The sequence below is a fragment of the Avibacterium sp. 20-132 genome (genome assembly GCF_023611925.1).
In the GTDB taxonomy this organism is placed as follows: Bacteria; Pseudomonadota; Gammaproteobacteria; order Enterobacterales; family Pasteurellaceae; genus Avibacterium.
In genome coordinates this window covers 339,373-357,480 of sequence record NZ_CP091456.1, presented here as the reverse complement: position 1 = coordinate 357,480, position 18,108 = coordinate 339,373, and the positions used below count along the sequence as shown (strand labels likewise).

Here is an 18,108-nt window from a genome sequence, read left to right as displayed (position 1 = left end):
TAATGATCCTATTTTTGTTAAGAATTTGTTACGGAATTATACCCTAATAATTGGGTGAAGTGTGTAACTAATTTGGGCGAAACCTTGTCTGGCTTAGCCTCACTGTGAGGGATAAAATCTGCCATTTGACACATTTCAAGCCCCGCATAACCACAAGGATTGATGTATAAGAAAGGCGTGAGATCCATATTAATATTTAGCGCGAGACCATGGAAGGAGCAACCTTTGCGAATACGTAATCCCAAAGAGCAGATTTTTTTCTCTGCGACATACACCCCGGGCGCATCGGCTTTAGGATAGCCTTCAATGCCATAATCTGCTAGCGTTTGCACGACGGATTGCTCAAGTGCGGTAACTAATTGGCGTACATTGAGATCTTTACCCTGTGCTTTCAGGCGTTTAATATCGATCAAGACATACATAATTTGCTGACCCAATCCGTGGTAAGTAATTTGCCCACCACGATCTGATTGCACCACTGGGATCGTACTTTGCTGTAATAAATGTTCTGGTTTTCCTGCGGAACCTTGGGTAAACACTGCTGGGTGCTGGACTAGCCAGATTTCATCTTGGGTATTTTCATCACGCTCATCAGTGAATTTCTGCATTTTATGCCAAATTTCTTGATAATCTTGTACGCCAAGTTGACGGATAATAATGGATTGGGTCATCGCCTTTGCCTTATTGTTTATGGATATTAAAGCACCATTCTTACGCCGTCAATTTTTGCAAGCTCGCTATAAAGCGTTTCCACTTGCTCAATATTTTCAGCCACAATATCCACAGAAATGGATTTGTATGTGCCTTTTCCACTGAGGTTTTCACGGGGATTATAATCCCCTTTAGCGTATTTTTGTACTACCGCAATCACATCATCTGCTAAATCGGAGCGATTTGCACCCACGACTTTAAAGGTGAAATGACAAGGGAACTCAAGAAGATCTTTAAGTTGCTTTTGTGGAATATCTTCAAGTTTTACGATTTTTTCTTGTTCTGCCATTTTTTATCCTCAAATTTGTTAAAAATTTAGACCGCACTTTGTTTAGTGCGGTCATTTGAGCTTTTAGATTGGGAAGATTTTGTGAATTTCAAGTTTAGCTAAATAAACTTTTTACGGTTAGTACTAACCAATCCCAGATTTTGCCGAAGAAACCGCCTTCTTCTACGTTATTCATTACTTGTAAATCCACTTTAGCAATATCTTTACCATCAAGCTGATAGGTGATTTTTCCCACGACTTGCCCTTTTGCTAACGGGGCTTCAAGGTATTTTTTATCTAAATCATAACGGGCTTTCACTTCCGCTTGGCGACCTTTTGGCAAGGTGATAAATTGATCTTGCAAGACGCCAAGTTGCACTTTGCTATTATCGCCATAATAAACGCTTTGCTCGGAAACGGCTTGGTTGGCCTCTAATGTTTTAAAGGTTTCAAAGTTAGCAAATCCCCATTGTAATAATTTTTTGCTTTCAATTTCACGGCCTTTGTAAGTTGGTACGCCCATTACAACAGAAATTAAACGCATATTGCCGTTGCCTAATGCCGAAGCCACAAGGTTATAGCCTGCTTTGTCGGTATGTCCTGTTTTCATACCATCCACGTGTAATGTTTTATCCCACAATAAGCCATTGCGATTTGGCTGGCGAATTTTATTGAAGGTAAATTCTTTTTCCGCATAGATTTTATATTCTTCAGGTAAATCACGAATGATATGCGCGCCAATTAATGCCATATCACGCGCTGAAGAATATTGATTTTCATCATCTAAACCGTGTACAGTGGTGAAATGGGTGTTTTTCAAGCCAAACTGTTCCACATAGTTATTCATCGCATTAATAAAATTCTGCGTAGATCCTGAAACGTGTTCCGCCATCGCCACACAAGCATCATTACCTGAGACCACAATAATGCCTTTATTTAAGTCAGCCACAGAAACCTGTTGATTTAAATTTAAAAACATTTTTGATGAGCCGGGGAAATTTTTCCCCCACGCACTTTCACCGATAGTCACAATATCGTTATTATGAATTTTTCCTTGTTTTAAGGCATCGCCCACCACATAGCTTGTCATCATTTTTGTGAGGGAAGCAGGATATTGACGTTGATCTGGATTCAATGCTGCTAACACCGCACCAGAATTATAATCCATCAAAATATAGGTTTGCGCATTGAGCTGTGGCGCTGCAATGCCATATTGAATCTCTTCGGCGAAGAGATTTTGGCTCGCGCATAATGTGGCGGTGATAAGTGCTACTTTTGTTTTTTTTAGCATAGATTTAAACATCATTCATTACGTCCTAAATAGAGTTAAATTTATTTTTGGTGATAAATAATCAGTGGTTTTGTTCCATTCAATTTATGTAGTTTAGCTTTTAATTGTTGCGCTTCGCTTTTGGTTTTGAATGGTCCAAATAAAATACTGTGCGATTGTTTATTTGAACTAATTTTGGTTTTGACTTTTAAGCGTTTTGCTTGTTTCACCATTTGTATCGCTTGTTTATAGGTTAAGTTTAGCATTTTTACGTGATAACCTGAAAAATGTGTCTCAGAAAGCACCGCACTTTGTTCCGGCGATAAGTCTAAACGTTTTGTAGCCTCGGGGGTTTTCGCCATTTTAGCAAGGGTATGGGTTCCCGCGCCAAGAATTTTTCCTTTCGCGCTAACGTGTAACGCTTCAACACGAACCTGTCCGACACCGCGATGAATAATCCCGAGTTCTTTTGCCGCAACACGGGAAAGATCGATAATTCTTCCTTTTACAAAAGGGCCTCGATCGTTAATTTTTACGATCACTTTTCTGCCATTACGTAAATTGGTTACTAACGCGTAAGAGTTTAGCGGTAAGGTCTTATGTGCTGCGGTATAACGATTAGGATCATAATATTCCCCATTAGAGGTTTTACGCCCTGAAAATTTTTGATGGTAGTAACTTGCGCCCCCTGTTTTGGAATAATGTTTTGCTGTACTAGGATGTTTGGTGGTATAACTGACGCCATTTACCACATAGGTATAGGTTTTATCCGCCATTTTTTGGTGGATCAGGTTAGGGCCTTTTACCCCATACAATTTTTGCGTTTCAGCATAGCCATTTACACTCGCTAATAGGAGTAAAAACGCCATACTGAGTCTAATTACTGGTGTTAATTTCATTTTGGTTATTCACTTTAATCGAAATTTTGATGGAATACAGGTTAAGAACAACAAATTCTTATTTAGTTCCCCTAAAAAAATGTTCTTTATGGCTATGAATGGACATAATTAAACCGAACCCTGCCATTAAGGTGACAAAAGACGTTCCACCATAGCTTACTAAAGGTAATGGCACGCCTACGACAGGTAAAATGCCACTGACCATACCGATATTGACAAAAACATAAACAAAAAAGATCAGCGTTAATGCCCCAACAAGAGTACGCCCGAAAGCATTTTGTGCTTCCACACCAATCACTAAGCCTCTTGCTACAATAAATAAATAAAGACACATCAAAATGGCAAAACCAATCATTCCGTGTTCTTCACTCAATACTGCAAAGATAAAATCCGTATGAGGTTCAGGAAGAAATTCTAACTGCGATTGTGTCCCTTGCATCCAACCTTTTCCCCAAATTCCACCTGATCCAATGGCTATTTTCGACTGCAAAATATGATAACCCGCGCCAAGGGGATCTTTTTCAGGATCAAGCAAGGTTAGTACCCTTGTCCGTTGATAATCGTGCATAAGATAAAACCACATAATGGGAATAAAACCAGCCAGCCCAATGACCGCAATTAAAATCAGCCACCAACTCATTCCAGCAAGAAATACAACAAAAATACCAGAGGCACTGACCAAAATAGAGGTGCCTAAATCGGGCTGAATAGCCACTAATAGAGTAGGCACAATAATAATAAATAAGGCGATAAATGTGTGTTTTAATGTTGGTGGAAGTGGGCGTTGCCCCAAATAGACCGCCACCATTAATGGTACAGCGAGTTTAACAATTTCGGAGGGTTGAAAACGGAACAAGCCGAGATCTAACCAACGTTGTGCGCCCTTACTGGTTGTTCCTACCAAATCTACCAAAATCAGTAACACAATACCAATGCCAAATAAATAAGGGGCAATCCCTTGATAAAAGCGTGGAGAAAATTGTGCCATCACAAACATCACCACAAAGCCCAAGACAACTTGAATGATGCGGTTACGGAACATTATTTCATTGCCGCCAGAAGCACTGTATAGCACTAATAGCCCATAGGCTGAAATAATAACCAGACCGATAAATAGCCAGAAATCAATGTGCAAACGCTGCCACAAGTTGAGCCAGATTTTCTTTTCACTCATTATTCTGTTTCCTCTTGCTGGGGTTGAGGGGCGTTCTGTTTATTTTCCATTTGACTGACTTGCGGAAGACGTTGATTAAGATAATAATCCATAATCTTTCTTACCACAGGACCGGCGTTGCTACCGCCCCCCCCAGCATTTTCTAAAATAACAGCCACAACCATTTGAGGTTTTTCATAAGGCGCATAACCGATGAACCACGCGTGATCGTGTAATTCTTTACTAAGGGATTTCGCATTATAGGTTTGATTTTCTTTTAAGCTAAAAACCTGTGCGGTGCCTGATTTCCCAGCAACGTGATAGTTCGTCCCTACAAATGCCTTACGCCCCGTCCCATTGCTTGCATTAATCACGTTATACATACCGCGTTTTGCTTGCGCCCAATAACTCTCATTTGCGTCAATATCAGGATACAGCAAGGGATCTTTATAAGGCTCAAAAAAAGAGCCTTCTACCCCTTTCATTAAGTGCGGTGTATTTACCTTGCCATTATTAATCAGTACGGCTAGCGCTTTTGCTACTTGCAATGGTGTTGCAGTCCAATAACCTTGCCCAATGCCGACGGAAATGGTATCGCCTTGTAACCAAGGCTTTTTATAACGTTTTTGTTTCCATTCGCGAGAGGGCATAATCGCCGAGGTTTCTTCACGAATATCAATCCCTGTTGGCATCCCAAAGCCAAAGGCTTTCATCCAACCGGAAAGTTTATCAATGCCCATATTGTAAGCGAGCTGATAAAAATAGGTATCAGAAGATTCAGTAATTGCCTTGTTGAGATCGGTGTAGCCGTGACCAGATTTTTTCCAATCGCGGAAGCGTTTGGTGCTATTAGGCAACATCCAATAGCCCGGATCAAATACCGTGGTACTTGGTGTAATGACATTTTCTTGCAAACCCGCGACAGCAATAAAAGGTTTTACGGTGGAAGCCGGCGGATAAGCCCCTTGTGTAACACGACTATAAAGTGGGCGTGTTGGATCTTCAAGCAGACGTTTATAATCCTTACCCGAAATGCCATCGACAAATAAATTATTATCATAGCTTGGCGTAGAAACCATCGCTAAAATGCTGCTATCTTTTGGATCTAACACAACAACAGCGCCCTTATATCCAGACAGCAGATCCGTGATATAACGTTGCAATTCTAAATCAATGGTGAGATGAATGCTTTTCCCCGCCACCGCAGGTTGCTCACGCAATTTACGAATCACTTTACCACGGTTATTGATTTCCACTTCTTCAAAGCCTACTTCGCCGTGTAATTGTTCTTCATAATAGCGTTCGATACCGAGTTTGCCGATATTGTGCGAGCCAGCATAATTGGCGTATTTCTCTTCTTTTTTTAGGCGTTCTACATCTTTATCATTAATTTTTGCCACATAACCCAAAATATGCGTGAGGGGTTCGCCATATAAATAATGACGCTTAAAGTAAGGTTTTACAGATAAACTTGGGAATTGATGCTGGTTTACTGCAAAACGTGCGATCTGTTCTTCAGTGAGATCAGGTTTGAGCAGAATGGATGTATAGCGAGAAGAACGACGACGCTCTTTTTTAAAATCAGCAATATCATCTTCATTTAAGCCCACTATTGGCTTAAGCTGTTCAAAAGTGCGGTCTAAATTTTCTACTTTTTCTGGCACGATATATAAGCCAAAAAAAGTCAGGTTTTCGGCTAACAATTTGCCATAACGATCGTAAATTAACCCCCGTGTTGGCGGCAACGGTAATAATTTGATACGGTTGCCATTAGAACGGGTCTGATAAGTATCATAATTGATAACTTGCAGATGATATAAATTGGTGAGCAAAATTGCAGACAGCCCAAGCACGCCTAAAAAAGAGACCAAAGCGCGGCGGATAAAGAGATTACGTTCCGCTTTTTTATCGCGGATCGGCTCCATTGTGGGCTGAGAAAGCAATTTCTTTAAATCCATTGATTACTCTCGATGATAAGGGTGATTAGTCGTAATCGACCAAGCGCGATACAAACTTTCAGCGACCACCACACGCACTAAAGGGTGAGGTAAAGTTAAAGGGGAAAGCGACCAGCTTTGCTCTGCGGCAGCTTTACATTCTGGCGATAACCCTTCAGGCCCGCCGATCAATAGGCATAAATCTCGACCATCGTTTTTCCAGCCTTCTAGCTGTTGCGCCAGTTGTTCGGTTGTCCAAGGCTTGCCGGGAATGTCTAAAGTGACAATTTTATTGCGTCCACAAGCGGCGAGCATCGCTTTACCTTCTTGCTCTAAAATGCGTTTAATATCCGCATTTTTACCCCGTTTCCCTGCTGGGATCTCAATTAGCTCAAAAGGCATATCTTTCGGAAAACGGCGTTGATATTCCTCAAACCCTGTGGTTACCCAAGCAGGCATTTTTGTGCCTACCGCAATTAATTGGATTTTCATTTAACCCCAAAGTTTCTCTAATTGATACAGCTCACGGCTGTCTGCTTGCATAATATGAACCATCGCTTGTCCAAAATCGACCACCACCCAATCGGCAGTAGCTTTGCCCTCTTCACCAAAAGATTCAAACCCTGCTTGTTTACTCTCATCAATGAGTTTTTGCGCCAAAGCACTAATATGGCGACTTGAGGTTCCCGTGCAAATAATCATATTATCCGTTACACTTGATTTGCCTTGTACATCTAAATGCAAAATATCCACGGCTTTTAAATCATCTAATTTGTTAATTAAAAAATCTACTAATGTTGTCATACGCAATTTATATTGACTCAATTTGTTTGTTAAAAATCGGCAAATTCTATCACGAGATAAGGCAGAAATAATAGAAAAAATCACCGCACTTTATTTTGTTTATATACTGTTTATCAAAGTGCGGTGGTATTTTGACGATTTTTCTGAGATTAATAACGCTTTTTAAAACTGCGTTTATTATTTTGATAATGGCTTTGCCCAGTTCGTTTACGATAAGGTTTGGGTAAATCGCTGAGTAGTGCTTGTGGATCATATTGGCTCACAGGAATAGAATGGCCAATATATTCTTCGATGGCAGGTAAATTCATCGCATATTCCTCACAAGCAAAACTGATGGAAACCCCGCTTTCACCAGCCCGTCCCGTACGTCCAATACGATGCACGTAATCTTCGCGATCATCTGGTAAATCATAGTTGAACACGTGCGTCACATCAGGAATATGTAATCCACGAGCAGCAACATCAGTCGCCACTAAAATGTCTAATTTCCCTTCGGTAAATTGTTGCAATAAGGCAAGACGTTTTTTCTGGGCAACATCGCCCGTAAGCAAACCAACACGATGTCCATCTGCGGCTAAATAGCCCCAAATTTCTTCACAACGATGTTTTGTATTGGCAAAAATAATGCAACGCTCAGGCCACTCTTCCTCCAACAAGGTCATCAATAGAGCCATTTTGTCTTGATTAGAAGGGTAAAAGAGTTCTTCTTTAATACGGTGTCCCGTTTTTTGTAAAGGTTCAACTTCAACATATTCAGGATCATTCATATCTTCAAATGCCAACTCACGCACTTTATAAGAAAGCGTGGCAGAAAAGAGCATCGTTAAACGTTCAGCTGGCGGTGGGCATTTACGCAGTAAATAGCGAATATCCTTGATAAAACCAAGGTCAAACATTCGATCCGCTTCATCAAGTACTACTACTTCAATGTCATTTAAACGAATGATTCCTTGTTTGACATAATCAATCACACGCCCTGTTGTCCCGATTAAAATATCAATCCCTTGCTCAATGGCTTTTAGTTGCTTGTCATAGCCATCGCCACCATAAGCCAGCCCCATTGTCAACCCTGTGGCTTGTGAAAGTGCCGCACCATCATTGCTAATTTGCACAGCAAGCTCACGGGTAGGGGCTAAAATTAATGCGCGCGGTTGTGTGGCGTTATGCTGGGAATTCACGCTTAATAAATGATGAAAAGTGGCGGTTAGAAACGCCATTGTTTTACCCGTCCCTGTTTGTGCTTGTCCCGCAACATCACGCCCTGCAAGGGTGATGGGTAAAGAAAGCGCTTGGATTGGTGTACAGTATTCAAACCCATTTTTTTCTAAACAATGACGTACCGTTGGGTTTAAGGGAAGAGCAGCAAAACGTTGCTGAGTTAAATGATTATTTTGCATAAGTTATCTTAAGTGATAAAAAATTGTTGTAAGCATAGCACGAAGGGGAAAAATTCCCAAGATGCTTGTTTGGCGCGGCGGTTTAAATAAAAGAAAAACAAATCTTATCGTGATTAAAAATGTAGCATTTGCTGGCTGTTTTTTAGCATTTTTTATCTGATTTTGTAGCAAGATTAAATTACCTCTTTATGCTTATAGAAAGCGAATTATATAGAGCTTGATAACTATTTGGAGTTATTTTTATGTAGCAAAAATAACTCCAAATAGTTATTCTTGGGAAAAACATTGATCAAACGCAAAGAATGGCAAAATAGCGCTGAAAAATGAGAATGAATTTGTTATTTTTAAGCGTGAAAAGCTTTCTCTTAATTCATTATCATATTGTTTTAATGAGAAAAATTATCATTTTGTTATGTCAATTTTCATAACACCGCATTGATCAATGTAATGGAGTAATTATCGTGAACATTTTCAGAAAAACGTTAGCTTCTCTGGCAATGGCTGGATTGACTTTAGTGGTTGCGCAGTCTGCAATCGCAACAGATAACAGTGCTGCAGAAAAGCGTGCCGCAACACGTGAGGAATTAGCAAAACCAAACCCTGATTTGAAGATTGAGACAATCAGTGAAAAATTTGCAGAAAAATATCCGAAACAATACCAAGGTTGGGCTAATACGGCTGAATCTACGGAAATTGTTCCTGCCATTGAGGTTGACCCTAGAATGATTGTTATGTGGGGCGGTTATGCTTTTTCTAAAGAATATAACAAACCTCGTGGGCATTTTTATACCGTTACAGATGTGCGTAATATTTTACGTACAGGCGCACCTTTTGATGCGAATAGTGGGCCACAGCCAATGGCGTGCTGGACTTGTAAAGGGCCAGATGTGCCACGTTTAATTGCTGAATGGGGAGAAGAAGGTTATTTCAATGGAAAATGGGCTAAAGCAGGGAATGAGATCGTGAACCCAATTGGGTGTGCGGATTGCCATGATACGACTTCAAAAGAGTTTGCGGAAGGGAAACCAGCATTGCGTATTGCTCGCCCACACGTTTTACGTGCTTTAGATACCATAGGTAAAGATTTCGCTCATTTAGATAAAACGGATAAACGTGGGGCAATTTGTGCAAATTGCCACGTTGAATATTATTTTGATAAAAAAGTGGTGAATAATGTGGTGTTCCCTTGGATGAAAGGGGTGGATGTAGATAGTATGGAAAAATACTATGACAGCATTGAATTCTATGATTGGATCCATTCCATTTCTAAAGCACCTATGCTAAAAGCACAGCACCCAGATTATGAAACTTGGTTACAAGGTACACACGGTAAAAATGGCGTAACCTGTGTGGATTGCCATATGCCAAAAGTCCAAGGCGCTGATGGTAAAGTTTACACTGACCACAAAATTGGCAATCCGCTTGATTCTTTTGAAAACACCTGTGCAAACTGCCACGATCAAAGTAAAGAAACCTTAACAAAAGTGGTGGCAGGTCATAAAAAAGATATCAAAGATGTAATGATTAAACTTGAAGATCAAATTGTGAAAGCGCACTTTGAAGCAAAAGCCGCTTGGGAAGCTGGTGCGACAGAAGAAGAAATGAAACCTGCATTGCAAGATATTCGTCACGCACAATGGCGTTGGGATTACTCAGCAGCAGGACACGGTGGGCATATTCACGCACCAGATGTTATTTTAAAAACCATCGCAACAGGGTTAGATCAAATTGCTGATGCAAGAACTAAACTTGCCGTCATTTTAACCAAGCACGGAGTGAAACAACCGATCAATTATCCTGATATTTCAAATGCGGAGAATGCGTGGAAAGCAATGGGTATTGATATTGAAAAAGAGCGTGCGGCAAAAGATAAATTCCTCAAAGAAGTGATTCCTCAATGGAATAAAGAAGCACTGGATAAAGGCTTAATGGAAAAAGCACCTCCAGCAAAATAAGCGAAAAAGCAACCGCACTTTACGCGAGATCAAAGTGCGGTCTATTTTGAACCAAAATTTGAGGTAATAGGAAATGAATGCTGTATTAAAGAAAGTGGTTAAGCTCAGTGCCTTGCTTGCGATAACGATCTTTGCTTTACCCACTCAAGCTAATACTAAAAACGCTGAATTAAGTTATCAACCTACGTTAGAGAATCAGCGTAATCCCAATGAGTATTGTGCAAAATGTCATAAACTAGATGCTAATGATGAACAATCTGGTGGTGATTTACATTTTGGTAAATTTCACGGCACACACTTATCTAAAACCAATCCAAGCACAGGGAAACCGATTACTTGTGTGAGCTGCCACGGTAATATTTCTGAAAATCACCGCCGTGGTGTGAAAGACGTGATGCGTTTTGAAAGCGATATTTTTTCTGACAAACAACCGATGTACTCAGTGCAAGAACAAAATCAAGTGTGTTTCTCTTGTCATCGCCCTGAAAAATTACGCGAAAAACTTTGGGCGCACGATGTTCACGCAATGAAATTGCCTTGTGCCGCCTGTCATACCTTGCACCCAGAAAAAGATGCAATGAAAGGTATTGAGAAAAAACAACGTGTTAAACTTTGCGTGGATTGTCACGGAGAACAACAAAAACGTAAAGCCCTAAAAGATCTTGACCCGACTAGCAAACAAAAGGATAACAAATGACAACTTGCTCACGCCGTAATTTTGTTTCTGGTATGGGAGCTTTGATCCTAATGACAGGAACAACAATTAAGTCAGTCGCACAAGATAAGGCAGAAGAAAAGCCAATTCGTTATGCAATGTTGCACGATGAAACGGCTTGCATTGGTTGTACCGCTTGTATGGATGCGTGTCGTGAAACCAACCAAGTGCCAGAAGGCGTTTCACGTTTAGAAATTATTCGTAGCGAACCTTATGGTGAATTCCCTGACGTGAAATATGAATTTTTCCGTCATTCTTGCCAGCATTGTAGCAATGCACCTTGTGTTGCAGTATGCCCAACAGGGGCGTCTTATATTGATGCGTCCACAGGTATTGTTGATGTTAATAAAGATCTCTGCGTTGGCTGTCAATACTGTATCGCGGTATGTCCGTATCGTGTTCGTTTTATTCACCCTGTGTATAAATCAGCAGATAAATGTAATTTCTGCCGTGATACGAATTTAGCCAAAGGTAAACAGCCCGCTTGTGTGGAGGCCTGTCCAACCAAAGCCTTAACCTTTGGTAATACAAACGATCCGCAAAGCGACATTTCTTTAAAACTGAAAGAAAAACAAACCTATCGTACAAAGGTTGAATTAGGTACAGATCCAAATCTTTACCACGTTCCAGCTAGAGCAGGGGAGATCAGACGATGAACAGTCCATTTCATTTCCCATCTTTAGTATGGGACGGGCCGATTGCGATTTATCTCTTTTTATTAGGGATTTCCGCAGGGGCGACAATGCTTGCCGTATTGCTAAAACGTGCAGGATTGGCTGGGGAACATCCTGAAGAAAGTCATATCTTGAAGGTAAATGCCTTACTTGCACCAATAAGCATTACCATTGGCTTATTATTATTGATTTTCCACTTAACCAAACCTTGGACATTTTGGTACTTAATGTTCAATTATCACCACACATCAATTATGTCTGCTGGGGTGATGTTGTTCCAAGTCTATATGTTGTTCTTGGTATTATGGTTAGCGATTATCTTTAAGTCCTTAGTGCTTAGCTTAGTGAAACGCTTTGTGCCGAAACTCACTAATCTTGCAGAGAAAATCATCGATCTTGCAACAAAATTTACCAATGGGATCGAGATTATTACCTTGTTGCTTAGCGTAGCATTAGGGGCATATACAGGGTTCTTACTTTCTGCATTAGTGAGTTATCCAATGCTAAATAATCCTGTATTACCAGTGCTATTCCTTGCATCAGGGACTTCATCAGGGATTGCTGCATTGATTTTCTTTACCATTTTATGCACCAAAGAAAACCCTCATTCTAAAGGCTTGGCATTCTTACACAAATTTGAGCAGCCCGTGGTACTCATTGAAGCCTTTTTACTTTTCGCTTTCTTCTTTGGATTATATTTAGGTGGTGGGCAAAAAACGGTGGCATTTCACACCGCACTTTCAGGGGGCTTCTGGGCGAACGTCTTCTGGATCGGCGTGGTCGGCATCGGGATTGTATTACCGCTTCTATTAAACGCCGTTGCAGGTGAAAAACTTAAGCACCAAAAGGGCTTTATGTTGATTGTCGCGGGGCTTAGCTTAATCGGAGTGCTTTGCTTGCGTTACTTTATTTTATACGCAGGACAAATGACTTTAGCATAAAAAGCCAATTAATCATTATCAGGCGAACCAAGGTGTTCGCCTTTGTTTTAATGTGATGTGGATTTTACGGTAATCCCTTATCCGAAAAATGAAAAGGAAAATGAGGGAAAAATTAAAGTGCGGTGCATTTTTTACACATTTTTACCACGGATAGGATATAGAAAGTATTTAGATGATTTCACCACATCACGCAATGACATTACGGCATATTTTCTCTAAAATACAGGATAAATTAATCAGCTAATATGACGATGATCCCTGAACTTGCTTTTCTTGCTTTACTTTTTGCTCTTGTTTCCGCATTACTGTTGGCGATCGTGCCGCATATTGGGATTAAACAGGGTAATCCGCGCCTTATCACCTCTGCGTGGAATCTGAGTTATCTCTTTGGGATTTCTACTATCCTTTCTTTGCTTGGACTTGCTTATTGTTTTGCGGTTGATGATTTCTCACTACAATATGTTGCAGCCCATTCTAATTCGGCATTGCCGTTATTTTTCAAAATTGCTGCTACTTGGGGCGGACACGAAGGCTCAATGCTGTTTTGGCTTTTTTCTTTAGGCTTATGGACAATGGCGTTTGCCTTTTTTAGTCGCAACATTGATCCCATTATTGCGAGCCGAACCCTGTCTATTCTTGGCTTACTTTGTTTTGGCTTCGCACTCTTTATTGTTTTTTTCTCAAATCCCTTTGAGCGCCTGTTGCCTAGCCCATTGGAAGGGCGTGATCTTAATCCAATGTTGCAAGATGTGGGGCTGATTTTTCATCCTCCATTGCTTTATTTTGGCTATGTAGGTTTTGCGGTGAATTTTGCTCTTACCCTTGCCACCTTATTAAGTGGGCATTTTGATGCCGCACTTGCTCGCTGGACACGCCCTTGGGTGTTACTTTCTTGGTTCTTTTTGACTTTAGGGATGATGTTAGGGGCGTGGTGGGCATATTATGAACTTGGCTGGGGCGGTTGGTGGTTCTGGGATCCCGTAGAAAATGCCTCATTAATGCCGTGGTTACTCGGGCTAGGGCTATTGCATAGTTTATCGGTGAGCGAACAGCGTGGCATTTTCCATTACTGGACGATTTTATTTTCACTTTTTGCTTTTGCATTTAGCTTATTAGGCACCTTTATTGTGCGTTCTGGTGTACTCACCTCTGTACACGCCTTTGCGATGGATAGTGAACGGGGAATGGCACTGTTAATGCTGTTTTTCTTACTGACAACCTGTTCACTGACCTTATTTGCACTTAAAGTCAATGTGCGTCCAAGTGAAAATAGTGCGGTGCGTTTTTCTCTTTTTTCTAAAGAAAGCCTAATGCTTATTGCGAATATTTTACTGGCAGTGGCAACGGCAAGCGTATTTTTAGGCACGTTTTACCCTATGCTGTTTAGCACAATGGGGTGGGGATCGATCTCTGTTGGCGCACCTTATTTTAATACGATTTTCTTGCCCCTGATTGTGCTGGCTTTGCTGGCAATGATTATTGTGGTGAGCGCATTTTGGAAAAAAATTCACCGTAGGCTGTTGTCTCGTAATGTTTTACTGCTGATCCCCGCTTGTGGTCTTGCTTATATTATGATCGCATTCACCATTCAAAATGATGAAACGTTACATTTTCAACTTTTACCTTTTGCATTAATCAGTTTAGCGCTTTGGTTGCTAAGTGTTACCCTTTGGGGCTGGTGGCGAGCTTTGTCTTTAACCCGTTGGGCAATGGTGATTGCGCATTGTGGGCTAGCACTCAGCGTGATTGGTGCAACAATGTCGAGCTATTTTGCCAGCGAAATTGGGGTTCGCCTAGCACCGCAACAAAGCCAAATGCTCAATGGCTATGAATTTACTTACCTTGGTTTCCGCAATGAATTAGGGGCGAATTATACCAGTGAAGTGGCACAATTTGAGATTAAAAAAGCAGGCAAAAAAATCACCGCACTTTATCCCGAACGTCGTTATTATGATGTGCGGACAATGAATATGTCCGAAGTGGGATTATATTGGAGTTTGTTCGGCGATATTTATATCGTGATGGGTGATAAACTGGGGGCAGGTGAATTTTCTTTCCGTTTGCATTATAAGCCTTTTGTTCGCTGGTTATGGATTGGGGCTACATTAATGGCTTTTGGTGCATTATTAGCCGCCTTTGGTTTGAGAACAAGGAGAGCAAAAGATGAATAGAAAAGCACTTGTTTTTCTGCCCTTATTATTGATTATTGTACTATGTGGCTTGCTATTATTAGGACTGCAAAATGATCCGAAAAAAATTGCTTCTGCTTTAATTGGCAAACCTGTGCCTGAATTTTATCAGCCTGACTTATTCGATCCTGCAACCAACGTGAATAATCATTCCTTGCCGAGTGAGGTTTATTTGATTAATGTGTGGGGGAGTTGGTGTACTTATTGTAAGCAAGAACACGCTTTTTTGATGGATTTGCAAAAGCAAGGTGTACCGATTGTGGGATTAAATTATCGTGATAAACGGCAAAATGCGTTATTAATGTTACGAGAAATGGGCAATCCTTTTCATCTTATTATTGATGATAGCAAAGGCTTACTAGCAATGAAATTAGGCGTAGATGGTGCGCCAGAAACGTATTTCGTCGATGCGAATGGTATTATTCGTTATCGCTATTCAGGGCCATTGAATAAGCAAATTTGGCAACAAGAATTTCAGCCTTTATGGCAAAAATTTGCACAAAATGCACCGCACTTATCTTTACAAGCGATGAGTCAAAAGGAAAGTAAAGAATGAAGAAATGGTGGTTTGCAATTATTACACTGGTTACAATCCTTCCGCTGGCTCAGGCAGAAATGGTAGATACCTTTGAATTCTCTCACCCTGAGGAACGCACAAGAGCTGTCGCACTGGCGAAATCCTTACGTTGCCCACAATGTCAAAATCAAAACTTGGTGGAATCCAATTCCCCTATTGCTTATGATTTGCGTATTGAAGTTTATAAAATGGTGGAAGCAGGTAAGAGTAATGAGCAAATTATTGAAACGATGACAAATCGCTTTGGTGATTTTGTTCGTTATAATCCCCCCGTGAAATCCACTACCACTTTGTTGTGGGGATTACCGTTCTTATTGTTACTGTTTGGCGCAGTGGCTATGTGGCGAATGTTGCGCGTCAAACAATCACAGCAAAGTGTCGCATTCAGTGCAGAGCAGCAAGACGCACTAAAGCATTTATTAGCAAAAACGGATAAATCAGAATGACTTTTTTTATCGGTATTACCCTTTTATTATTGATTAGTCTTGGGCTTTGGTTACCTTTAGGACGAAGGATAAATTGGCAGAAAAATTATCGCCAACAGCAAAATATTGCCCTTTATCAGCAACAAACAAAAGGTAAGCTTGATCCAGAATTGTTACAAGAATTTGCCCAACGGCTACTTGATGATGAAAAACAGCGAGAAAAACAACCGCACTTTGTTATTTCTTCCAAGACAAAAGCACGCCCTTATTTTGTTGGATTAAATTTATTATTGATTGGCTTGCCGATAGGCTATTATTTTTCCCTTGATCGCTTTTCTACTGAACTGCAATATCAACAGCAAGTGCATGCTAAACAACCGTTTGTAGATCCCTTAACCGCCCCTTTTACGGAACAACCTACGGGACAAAAAAATGAATCCTATGTGGAAAAAATTCAGCAGCGCTTACGGCAAAACCCTAACAACAGTGAGGATTGGATCGAATTAGGGCAGGCTTATATGCAAAATAATGAATTTGATAATGCACTGCTGGCTTATTCTTATGCCGATCGTTTAACGGGCGGTAAACCGGCTATTTTAGGTTTAGCCGCGAATGTGTTGTATCAACAGGCAGGGCAAAAAATCACCCCACAAGTGCAGGCTATGCTTGATCAAGCCTTACAGCAAGATCCGAAAGAGGCATCAAGTTTATCGTTATTAGCGGGAGATGCCTTTATGAAAACGGATTATGCCAATGCGATTGCACTTTGGCAACGTCTGTTGGATTCGGATAAATCGGGAATCGATCGTCGCACGATCATTCAACGTATGCAAATGGCAGAAATACTACAAAACGCCAAAAATGGAGCAAAGTAAAGAATGACACAATGGGTTTCTGATACGCTAATTATTGGCGCAGGTGCAGCTGGGCTATTTTGTGCTGGACAACTTGGTAAACAAGGTAAACAGGTAACAGTTCTTGATAGCGGTAAAAAAGCGGGGCGAAAAATTTTAATGTCAGGCGGTGGGTTTTGTAATTTCACTAATTTAGAGGTTACGCCACAGCATTATCTTTCGCACAATCCACATTTTGTTAAATCTGCATTGGCTCGTTTTACTCAATGGGATTTTATCGCTTTAGTCGCAGAATATGGCATTGCTTATCACGAAAAAGAACTCGGGCAATTGTTTTGTGATGAAAGTTCACAACAGATTGTGGATTTGTTACTCGCAGAATGTAAGAAATATCAGGTTAATATTCAGCTACGCCAGCACATTGAGCAAGTTTCTAAGTCAGAAAAAGGCGGTTTTACTGTGCAAGCCAATGGGCAAACTTGGTATTGTAATCAACTAGTCGTGGCAACGGGAGGGCTTTCAATGCCAGCCTTAGGTGCATCGCCATTAGGTTATCAAATTGCTGAACAGTTTGGATTGGCAGTGATCTCACCGCGTGCTTCCCTTGTACCGTTTCGTTGGCGAGAAACAGAACAATTTTACACCGCACTTGCTGGCGTTTCTTTGCCTGTTCGCGTCAGTGCAGAAAATGGGCAATCTTTTATCAACCAATTGTTATTTACTCATCGTGGTATTTCGGGGCCGGCGATTTTACAAATTTCTAACTATTGGCAGCCCAATGAATGGGTGGAAGTTGATCTATTACCCAACCAATCTATTTGTGATTATTTACTTGAATTACGCCAAACTTCGCCGAAGTTGCAGTTAAAAACCGCATTATCACGTATTTTGCCAAATAAATTAGTAGAGCTTTGGCAAACCAGAGAGAGCATTCCAATAGAAATATTGGCGAATTTAACCAAAGGGCAGTTGGAACAGTTAGATAATGTTATTCATCACTGGCAAATTTTCCCTAATGGTACAGAAGGTTATCGCACGGCAGAGGTTACAATGGGCGGGGTAGATACGCACGAAATTTCATCAAAAACAATGGAAAGTACGAAAGTCAAAGGATTGTATTTTATCGGCGAAGTGCTAGATGTAACAGGCTGGCTTGGTGGCTATAACTTTCAATGGGCGTGGAGTTCAGCTTACGCTTGTGCCAGCCATATTGCCTGTTTATAAGCCCATTTCCCATTTTGATTGCCTGCAAAAAGAGATTTGATCCGTGCCAAAATCTCGTTAAAATGGCAGGCTAATTTCCCTTTTCATCTAATCAACGGCAACAATAACAAGGATT

Annotated in this window: 18 protein-coding genes; 9 read left to right on the top strand and 9 right to left on the bottom strand. The window is 40.7% G+C overall.

The genetic code is table 11. From position 1 onward, the window contains the following. Positions 1-17: 17 nt before the first annotated feature. From lipB to rhlB, 9 genes are all read right to left on the bottom strand, one after another. Complete coding sequence (gene lipB, locus L4F93_RS01575) at positions 18-671, bottom strand: lipoyl(octanoyl) transferase LipB (protein WP_250350808.1); 654 nt, start codon at positions 669-671, stop codon at positions 18-20. A gap of 26 nt (positions 672-697) precedes the next feature. Then, positions 698-1,000, bottom strand: a complete 303-nt coding sequence (ybeD, locus tag L4F93_RS01570) for a DUF493 family protein YbeD (RefSeq protein WP_250350807.1) — start codon at positions 998-1,000, stop codon at positions 698-700. A 94-nt stretch (positions 1,001-1,094) separates the two neighbouring features. Continuing rightward, positions 1,095-2,282, bottom strand: a complete 1,188-nt coding sequence (locus tag L4F93_RS01565; RefSeq protein WP_250351597.1) for a serine hydrolase — start codon at positions 2,280-2,282, stop codon at positions 1,095-1,097. A 29-nt stretch (positions 2,283-2,311) separates the two neighbouring features. After that, complete coding sequence (locus L4F93_RS01560; protein ID WP_250350806.1) at positions 2,312-3,148, bottom strand: septal ring lytic transglycosylase RlpA family protein; 837 nt, start codon at positions 3,146-3,148, stop codon at positions 2,312-2,314. A gap of 58 nt (positions 3,149-3,206) precedes the next feature. Continuing rightward, positions 3,207-4,322, bottom strand: a complete 1,116-nt coding sequence (gene rodA / locus L4F93_RS01555) for a rod shape-determining protein RodA (RefSeq protein WP_250350805.1) — start codon at positions 4,320-4,322, stop codon at positions 3,207-3,209. Next, a complete protein-coding gene (mrdA, locus tag L4F93_RS01550; protein WP_250350804.1) occupies positions 4,322-6,259 on the bottom strand; it encodes a penicillin-binding protein 2 in 1,938 nt (645 codons plus the stop codon). The genes rodA and mrdA overlap by 1 nt, the downstream gene beginning before the upstream one ends. Before the next feature lie 3 nt (positions 6,260-6,262). Continuing rightward, positions 6,263-6,730 (bottom strand): 23S rRNA (pseudouridine(1915)-N(3))-methyltransferase RlmH, encoded by a 468-nt coding sequence (gene rlmH / locus L4F93_RS01545; protein WP_017805627.1) that lies wholly within the window; start codon positions 6,728-6,730, stop codon positions 6,263-6,265. After that, complete coding sequence (gene rsfS / locus L4F93_RS01540) at positions 6,731-7,042, bottom strand: ribosome silencing factor (protein WP_250350803.1); 312 nt, start codon at positions 7,040-7,042, stop codon at positions 6,731-6,733. It lies immediately after the preceding gene. Between the two features lie 149 nt (positions 7,043-7,191). Further along, positions 7,192-8,439, bottom strand: a complete 1,248-nt coding sequence (gene rhlB / locus L4F93_RS01535) for an ATP-dependent RNA helicase RhlB (protein WP_250350802.1) — start codon at positions 8,437-8,439, stop codon at positions 7,192-7,194. A gap of 497 nt (positions 8,440-8,936) precedes the next feature. Between rhlB and nrfA the strand changes: the two genes are divergently transcribed. The 9 genes from nrfA to L4F93_RS01490 all read left to right on the top strand — a co-directional run bounded on the left by nrfA (position 8,937) and on the right by L4F93_RS01490 (position 17,993). Continuing rightward, complete coding sequence (gene nrfA / locus L4F93_RS01530) at positions 8,937-10,394, top strand: ammonia-forming nitrite reductase cytochrome c552 subunit (RefSeq protein ID WP_250351596.1); 1,458 nt, start codon at positions 8,937-8,939, stop codon at positions 10,392-10,394. Between the two features lie 73 nt (positions 10,395-10,467). After that, a complete protein-coding gene (nrfB, locus tag L4F93_RS01525) occupies positions 10,468-11,091 on the top strand; it encodes a cytochrome c nitrite reductase pentaheme subunit (protein WP_250350801.1) in 624 nt (207 codons plus the stop codon). Then, on the top strand, positions 11,088-11,765 hold the full coding sequence (nrfC, locus tag L4F93_RS01520) for a cytochrome c nitrite reductase Fe-S protein (protein WP_250350800.1): 678 nt from the start codon (positions 11,088-11,090) through the stop codon (positions 11,763-11,765). Before nrfB ends, nrfC begins: the two co-directional genes overlap by 4 nt. Next, positions 11,762-12,724: a cytochrome c nitrite reductase subunit NrfD gene (nrfD, locus tag L4F93_RS01515; RefSeq protein ID WP_250350799.1), complete on the top strand. Its 963-nt coding sequence runs from the start codon at positions 11,762-11,764 to the stop codon at positions 12,722-12,724. Before nrfC ends, nrfD begins: the two co-directional genes overlap by 4 nt. A 251-nt stretch (positions 12,725-12,975) precedes the next feature. Next, the gene (gene nrfE / locus L4F93_RS01510) at positions 12,976-14,895 is read left to right on the top strand and encodes a heme lyase NrfEFG subunit NrfE (RefSeq protein ID WP_250351595.1); all 1,920 of its coding nucleotides are present in this window, start codon (positions 12,976-12,978) and stop codon (positions 14,893-14,895) included. Beyond that, the gene (locus tag L4F93_RS01505; protein ID WP_250350798.1) at positions 14,888-15,469 is read left to right on the top strand and encodes a DsbE family thiol:disulfide interchange protein; all 582 of its coding nucleotides are present in this window, start codon (positions 14,888-14,890) and stop codon (positions 15,467-15,469) included. Before nrfE ends, L4F93_RS01505 begins: the two co-directional genes overlap by 8 nt. Further along, on the top strand, positions 15,466-15,936 hold the full coding sequence (nrfF, locus tag L4F93_RS01500; RefSeq protein WP_250350797.1) for a heme lyase NrfEFG subunit NrfF: 471 nt from the start codon (positions 15,466-15,468) through the stop codon (positions 15,934-15,936). Before L4F93_RS01505 ends, nrfF begins: the two co-directional genes overlap by 4 nt. Further along, positions 15,933-16,790 (top strand): tetratricopeptide repeat protein, encoded by an 858-nt coding sequence (locus L4F93_RS01495; RefSeq protein ID WP_250350796.1) that lies wholly within the window; start codon positions 15,933-15,935, stop codon positions 16,788-16,790. Before nrfF ends, L4F93_RS01495 begins: the two co-directional genes overlap by 4 nt. A gap of 3 nt (positions 16,791-16,793) precedes the next feature. Further along, a complete protein-coding gene (locus L4F93_RS01490; protein WP_250350795.1) occupies positions 16,794-17,993 on the top strand; it encodes an NAD(P)/FAD-dependent oxidoreductase in 1,200 nt (399 codons plus the stop codon). Positions 17,994-18,108: the final 115 nt, after the last annotated feature.

Excerpts from the sequence above, each read along its gene's own strand:
- lipB (WP_250350808.1), bottom strand. The coding sequence starts at position 671 with ATGACCCAATCCATTATTATCCGTCAACTTGGCGTACAAGATTATCAA.
- ybeD (WP_250350807.1), bottom strand. The coding sequence starts at position 1,000 with ATGGCAGAACAAGAAAAAATCGTAAAACTTGAAGATATTCCACAAAAG.
- L4F93_RS01565 (WP_250351597.1), bottom strand. The coding sequence starts at position 2,282 with ATGTTTAAATCTATGCTAAAAAAAACAAAAGTAGCACTTATCACCGCC.
- L4F93_RS01560 (WP_250350806.1), bottom strand. The coding sequence starts at position 3,148 with ATGAAATTAACACCAGTAATTAGACTCAGTATGGCGTTTTTACTCCTA.
- rodA (WP_250350805.1), bottom strand. The coding sequence starts at position 4,322 with ATGAGTGAAAAGAAAATCTGGCTCAACTTGTGGCAGCGTTTGCACATT.
- mrdA (WP_250350804.1), bottom strand. The coding sequence starts at position 6,259 with ATGGATTTAAAGAAATTGCTTTCTCAGCCCACAATGGAGCCGATCCGC.
- rlmH (WP_017805627.1), bottom strand. The coding sequence starts at position 6,730 with ATGAAAATCCAATTAATTGCGGTAGGCACAAAAATGCCTGCTTGGGTA.
- rsfS (WP_250350803.1), bottom strand. The coding sequence starts at position 7,042 with ATGACAACATTAGTAGATTTTTTAATTAACAAATTAGATGATTTAAAA.
- rhlB (WP_250350802.1), bottom strand. The coding sequence starts at position 8,439 with ATGCAAAATAATCATTTAACTCAGCAACGTTTTGCTGCTCTTCCCTTA.
- nrfA (WP_250351596.1), top strand. The coding sequence starts at position 8,937 with ATGGCTGGATTGACTTTAGTGGTTGCGCAGTCTGCAATCGCAACAGAT.
- nrfB (WP_250350801.1), top strand. The coding sequence starts at position 10,468 with ATGAATGCTGTATTAAAGAAAGTGGTTAAGCTCAGTGCCTTGCTTGCG.
- nrfC (WP_250350800.1), top strand. The coding sequence starts at position 11,088 with ATGACAACTTGCTCACGCCGTAATTTTGTTTCTGGTATGGGAGCTTTG.
- nrfD (WP_250350799.1), top strand. The coding sequence starts at position 11,762 with ATGAACAGTCCATTTCATTTCCCATCTTTAGTATGGGACGGGCCGATT.
- nrfE (WP_250351595.1), top strand. The coding sequence starts at position 12,976 with ATGATCCCTGAACTTGCTTTTCTTGCTTTACTTTTTGCTCTTGTTTCC.
- L4F93_RS01505 (WP_250350798.1), top strand. The coding sequence starts at position 14,888 with ATGAATAGAAAAGCACTTGTTTTTCTGCCCTTATTATTGATTATTGTA.
- nrfF (WP_250350797.1), top strand. The coding sequence starts at position 15,466 with ATGAAGAAATGGTGGTTTGCAATTATTACACTGGTTACAATCCTTCCG.
- L4F93_RS01495 (WP_250350796.1), top strand. The coding sequence starts at position 15,933 with ATGACTTTTTTTATCGGTATTACCCTTTTATTATTGATTAGTCTTGGG.
- L4F93_RS01490 (WP_250350795.1), top strand. The coding sequence starts at position 16,794 with ATGACACAATGGGTTTCTGATACGCTAATTATTGGCGCAGGTGCAGCT.